This window comes from Actinosynnema sp. (assembly GCF_052038725.1).
The window spans coordinates 1-5,655 of sequence record NZ_JBQGCX010001083.1 but is presented as its reverse complement, the minus strand read 5'-3'; the positions used below and the strand labels follow the sequence as shown (position 1 = coordinate 5,655).

Sequence of the window (5,655 nt, the reverse complement as noted above, 5' to 3'; positions counted from 1 at the left end):
GGGTGTCGGATGCGGGGGGCGGGGCGCTGAGGCGTGGTCATGGGGGGTGGACACGGGGCGCGGTCACGGGGGCGGGCGCCGCCGGGACGGGGTCGCCGCCGTGGGGGCAGCCGCCGAGGCGGGCTCGCCGGTCCGCGATCGGGCCACCACCGCCGGGCCGCGACCACCGCGCGCCCCCCGCCGTCAGGCGAGGGGGACGTGCCAGCGGATCGTGGTGCCGGTCGACGGCGACGAGCTGATCTCGCAGCCGCCGCCCATCGCGAGCGCCCGCTCCTCCAGGTGCCGCAGGCCGCGCTTCTCCACCCCGTCGGGAATCCCGCACCCGTCGTCGCTGACCTCCAGCGCGAGCCGCTCGGCGTCCTTGTCGACGGTGACGCCCACCCAGCCCGCGCCCGCGTGCCGCACCACGTTGGCCAGCGCCTCCCGCAGCGCGGCCCGCGCCTGGTCGGCCAGCGCGGGCGCCAGGTCCAGGAAGTGGCCGACGATGCGCACGTCCGGCCGGAACCCCAGCAGCTCCCCCGCCGTGCGGGCCTCGGAGCGCACCGAGTCGACCAGGTCGGTGTGCGCGAGCTGCTCCGGCACGGTGCCGCGCAGGGCGCGCACGGTGGCCCGCACCTCGGCGATCGTCTCGTCGAGCTGGTCCACGGCGTCGGCCAGCCGCTTGGCCTCGCGGCCCTCCAGCTTGAGCTTGCGGTCCAGCAGGTCCAGCTGCACGCCGGTCGCGAACAGCCGCTGGATCACCACGTCGTGCAGGTCGCGGGCGATGCGCTCGCGCTCCTGGTAGACGGCGACGCGCTGGCGGGCCGTGGTGCCCTCGGCGAGCACGACGGCGAGCCCGGCGTGCGCGGCGAACGCGGTGAGCACGTCGACGGTGTCCGGGCTGAACGGGGTCGAGCCGCGCCTGCGGTACACCGCGAGCGCGCCGATGCGCCGCTCCTTCGTGCCGAACGGGGCGACCGCGAACGGGCCGTAGCCGCGCAGCGGCTTCGGCACGAACGGGGCGGTCCTCGGGTCGCTGACCAGGTCGGCGGCGACCACGGGGATGCCGGTGCGGGCGGCGCGGGCGGCCGAGGAGCGGCTGGACACCACGACGCCGACCGGTTCCTGACCGGCCGAGGACGCCTCCACGGTCAGCGTGCCGTCGTCGGCGGAGATCATCGACAGGCCGAGGTCGGCGCCCGCCAGCTCGGCGGCGTGCCGGACCACCAGCGGCAGCACCGCGTCCGGGTCGTCGCCCTCCAGCGCCAGCGAGGTGATCTCGGTGGAGGCGGCCAGGACGCGGGCCGGGTCGACGGCGGTCACCGGGCGGGCCGCATCGACAGGACCAGGTCGGCGTGCCTGGTCTCCTCGGGCCGGTGCGTGATGTGGACCACGGTCTTCCCCTTCAGCGCCACGTCGAGCCGGTCGAGCAGGGCCTCGGCCGCGGGGCGGTCCAGGTGCGCGGTCGGCTCGTCGAGCAGCACCAGGTCGGCGTCGTGCAGCAGCGCCCTGGCCAGCGCGACCCGCTGGGCCTCGCCGCCGGAGAGCAGGGTGGGGCCGATCATCGTGTCGAGCCGGTCCGCCCACTCCGGGAGCCCCGCGGTGACCAGGGCCTCGCGGAGCCGGTCGTCGTCCGCGTGCGCGTCGCCGAGCTTGAGGTTCTCCCTGAGCGTGGTGGACACCAGCATCGGCTCCTGCGGGCACCAGGCGACGCGCTCGGGGCGGGTGACCCGGCCGCGCTCGGGCTCCAGGAAGCCCAGGAGCAGCGCGAACAGCGTGGACTTGCCCGCGCCGGACGGGCCGACGACGGCGATCCGCTCGCCCGCGCCGGGGGTCAGGGTGAAGTCCCGGAGCACGGGTTCGGCCGCACCGGGCCAGCGGACGTCCACGTCCTCCAGCTTGGCGGGTCCGGTCGCGGGCCTCACCTCGGGGTGCCGCTCGGTGACGCGGCCGTAGGCCTCGCGCAGCGCGGTGCGGTGCTGGGCGGCGGCGGGCAGCGCGCTCAGCGCCTCGACCAGCGCGAGCGGGACCAGGCCCAGCACGGGGACGAGCAGCGGGTTGATGTCGCCCGCGAGCGCGGTGCACACGACGGCGGCCAGGCCGGTGGCGAGGGTGATGAGGCCGGTGGCCGCGCCCGCGCCGAACGCCTGGCGGCGGGTCTGCCGCGCCAGCTCGGCGTCGACGGCGGCGAGCCCGGCCCGGTAGCGGCCCTCGGCGCGGAACGCGATGAGGTCGGGGGCGGCGGTGAGCAGGGTCAGCACGTCCTCGGAGACCCGGCGGCGGCCCCTGGCCAGCGCGGTGGTGGCGCGGCGGTCGAGCGCGGCGGCCAGCAGCGGCGCGGCGAGCCCGCCGACCAGCAGGAGCGCCGCGAGGGCGAGACCGGCGACCGGCTGGATGGCGGTGAACAGGAGCACGGCGGCCAGGCCGACCCCCGCGGCGGCGAGCGGCGGCTGGAGCACCCTGGGCACCAGGTCGCGGACCGTGTCGGTGTCGTCCACCAGCCGGGTCAGCTCGGCCCGGCCGGGGCGCAGGTTGCGCCACATGTCGATGCGCAGCGCGTCGGCGAACCGGAACGCGGCGTCGTGCGTGACGAGCCGCTCCAGGTAGCGCAGCACGCCCTTGGCCAGCGCGCACGCCCGCACGCCCACGGTGATCACGGACAGGGTGAGGATCGGCGGCTGGGTGGACGCCTTGGCGATCAGGTAGGCCGACAGGGCGGTGAGGGCGACGCCGCTGAGCAGCGCGGCCGTGCCGATGGCGGCGCCGCCGAGCAGCAGGCGGGTGGGGCGGGGGGTGCGCGGGGTGGTGGGCTCGCGGTCGGCGGCGCGCACGGCGGTGGCGCCGTCGTCGGTGTCGGCGGCCTCGGCGAGCCGGTGGGTGGCGAGCACGACGGCGGCCCCGCCCTCGGCTGCGGCGGTGATCGCGGCCATGACCTTGGCGGCGGTGGCCGGGTCGAGGTGGGCGGTCGGCTCGTCGAGCAGCAGCACGTCCGCGCCGGTGCTCAGCGCCCGCGCCACGGCGACGCGCTGCCGCTCGCCGGTGGACAGCTCGGCGACCGGCCGGTCGACCAGGTGCTCGGCGGCGACCCGCCGCAGCACCCCGTGGTCGACGCGCCCGGTGGTCAGCTCCAGCTCCTCGGCGACGGTGCGGGCGGCGAACGCGGGCCGCTGCGGCACCCAGGCGACGCTGCCGCGCACCCGGACCTCGCCGGAGGTGGGCGCGAGGAAGCCGAGGAGGGCGGCGATGGTGGTGGACTTGCCGCGCCCGCTGGGGGCGTCCAGGTGGTGCACCTGACCCGGTCGGACGGTGAAGTCGAGCCCGTCGGGGGCGAACCCGCCGCGCCGCTCGACGCGCAGGTCGCGCACCTCCACACCGGTCTCGCCCGCCTCGGGGACGGTGATCCGCGCCTGCGGGGAGTCCACGACCTCGGCGACCCGGCGGACCGCCTCCAGGCCGTCCTCGCTGGCGTGGTGGGCGGCTCCCGCGTTGCGCAGCGGCAGGTAGCAGTCGGGGGCCAGGATCAGCACGATCAGGCCGGTCGCCAGGCTCATGTCCCCGTAGACCAGGCGCACGCCGATGCCGACCGCGATGAGCGCGACCGACAGCGACGCGGCGATCTCCAGCACGAGCGCGGACAGGAACGCCACGCGCAGCGTGCCCATGGTGGCCCTGCGGTGGGCGTCGCCGGTGCGGCGGACCGCCTCGGCCTGGGCCTGGGCGCGGCCGAACGCGGTGAGCACCGGGAGAGCCCGGACCAGCTCGTGCAGCCGGGCGGAGAGCTTCTCGGTGGTGGTCGCGACCGCGGCGACCGTCTGCTCGGTGAACTTGCCGATCAGGATGGCGAACACCGGGATCAGCGGGATGGTGATGGTGATCAGCACCGCGGAGGTGGGGTCGCTGAGCAGGATCCACAGGCCCACGGCGGGCGGCACGACGGCCGTGGTCACCAGGGCGGGCAGGTAGCGGGTGAAGTAGGCGTCGAGCGCGTCGAGCCCCTTGGTGGCCAGCGCGGTCAGCTCGGCCGGGCCGCGGGCGGTGATCCACTCCGGGCCGTTGGCGAGCGAGCGGTCGAGCAGGGCGGCGCGCAGCTCCTCCTTGGCGCCCGCGGCGGCGCGGGCGGCGGCGGACTCGGTGGCCCAGGCGAGCAGGGCGCGGGCGATGACGGTCGCGGCGATCGGCCACAGCGGCGGCGAGCCGCCCGCGACGAGGTCGGCGAGCGCGGTGCCGAGGGCGACCGCCTGCGCCACGAGCGCGACGGCGGTGCAGGCGGCGAGGAAGGCGCACAGGACCAGGGCCCGGCGCGCTGAAGCGGACAGCTTCGGCAGCGCGCCGAGCGGGCCCCGCCCCGGCTTTTTCCTGGCGGGAAGGTCACCGGGGAAGCTCACGGTTCCACGGTATGCCGAGGTGGGCCCGCGTGTGCGGGGCGACGGTCCCGGCCCGCGCAGGACCAAGGTCCCAGGCCCCTCGCGGTGCTCACCGGCGAGGCGCAGAAGTGCGGGAGGACCGGGGGGCCTGCGGGCTAACCTGCGGTGTGCCGCCCTCGGAGGAGTCCCCCATCCGCGTCTTCCTGAGCTACGCGCAGGACGACGACCACGTGCTCGGCTTCATCGAGCCGTTCACCCGCGCGCTGGAGCAGTTCGCCTTCTCCGACCGGGGCAGGCGCGTCGAGGTGTTCGTGGACCGCACCGACCTGGTGTGGGGCCAGGAGTGGCGCAGCGGCATCGACCAGGCGATCGACAGCGCGCCGGTGTTCCTGCCGCTGATCACCAACCTGTACTTCGACCGCCCGTACTGCCGCAAGGAGCTGCACCGCTTCCACAGCGAGGCCGACCGGCGGGGCGTGCCGTCGCTGCTGCTGCCGGTCGTGCTGCTCGGGCACCGGATGCTCACCCCCGACCACGAGGACCCGCTGGTGCGGGTGATCAGCGAGCGCCAGTACCGGGACCTGCGGGAGGCGATGCTGGAGGGCAGCGGGTCGGCGGTGTGGCGGCGGGCGGTGCTGGCGCTGGCGGGCGACCTGGTGGACGTGGTGGAGGAGGCCGAGCGGGTGCTGGCCACCGCTCCCCCGGCGCCGTCCGCCGACGAGGACCCGCTGCTGGGCGCGTTCCGCGAGCGGCACCGGGCGGTGGGGGCGCTGCTGGCGGAGGTGCGCGCGGCGCTGTCGGACGAGCTGGTGGCCGTCGAGCGGGCCTCGGTGCGCCCGCCGGTGGAGGCGCAGCGGACGGCGCTGGGCGTGGCCGCCGCGCTGCGGGTGCTCGGGGAGCGGTTCAGCGACGGGTGCCGGGACTACGAGGCCGCGGTGGCCGGGGCGCTGGCCCCGGAGCGGCGCGCGGGCGCGGCGGGGCTGGCCGACGAGGTGGCGGCGCTGTGGGCGGACGAGCGGGCGGTCTCGGACCTGCTCGACCGCTTCCGCCCGCTGGAGGAGAAGTACGCGCCGCTGCGGCACACGCTGCGGACGCTGCGGCGCGGGTGCAAGTCGTTGCAGACGGCGCTGCTGCTGGTGGAGCGCGGGTCCGGCTGAGCGGGGCCCTGGTCGGGCCGGGGGAAGAACCGGCCCCGCCGCGTGCGCCGCGAGGCGGGGCCGGAGTCCGGCGGCGCCGGGGGTCGTGGGGGGGGGGGGGGGGGGGGGGGGCGCCCCCCCCCCCCCCCCCCCCCCCCCCCCCGGCCGCCCGCGGG

At 77.3% G+C, this 5,655-nt stretch carries 3 protein-coding genes; 1 reads left to right on the top strand and 2 read right to left on the bottom strand.

The features are described from left to right. Positions 1 to 183: 183 nt before the first annotated feature. Positions 184 to 1,302 (bottom strand): GAF domain-containing sensor histidine kinase, encoded by a 1,119-nt coding sequence (locus ACTUAL_RS22910; protein WP_096490997.1) that lies wholly within the window; start codon positions 1,300 to 1,302, stop codon positions 184 to 186. Then, complete coding sequence (gene cydD, locus ACTUAL_RS22905; protein ID WP_440901684.1) at positions 1,299 to 4,364, bottom strand: thiol reductant ABC exporter subunit CydD; 3,066 nt, start codon at positions 4,362 to 4,364, stop codon at positions 1,299 to 1,301. Before cydD ends, ACTUAL_RS22910 begins: the two co-directional genes overlap by 4 nt. 146 nt (positions 4,365 to 4,510) lie before the next feature. Here cydD and ACTUAL_RS22900 point away from each other — a divergent pair, with 146 nt between their 5' ends. Beyond that, positions 4,511 to 5,500 (top strand): toll/interleukin-1 receptor domain-containing protein, encoded by a 990-nt coding sequence (locus tag ACTUAL_RS22900; RefSeq protein WP_177154573.1) that lies wholly within the window; start codon positions 4,511 to 4,513, stop codon positions 5,498 to 5,500. Positions 5,501 to 5,655 lie beyond the last annotated feature (155 nt).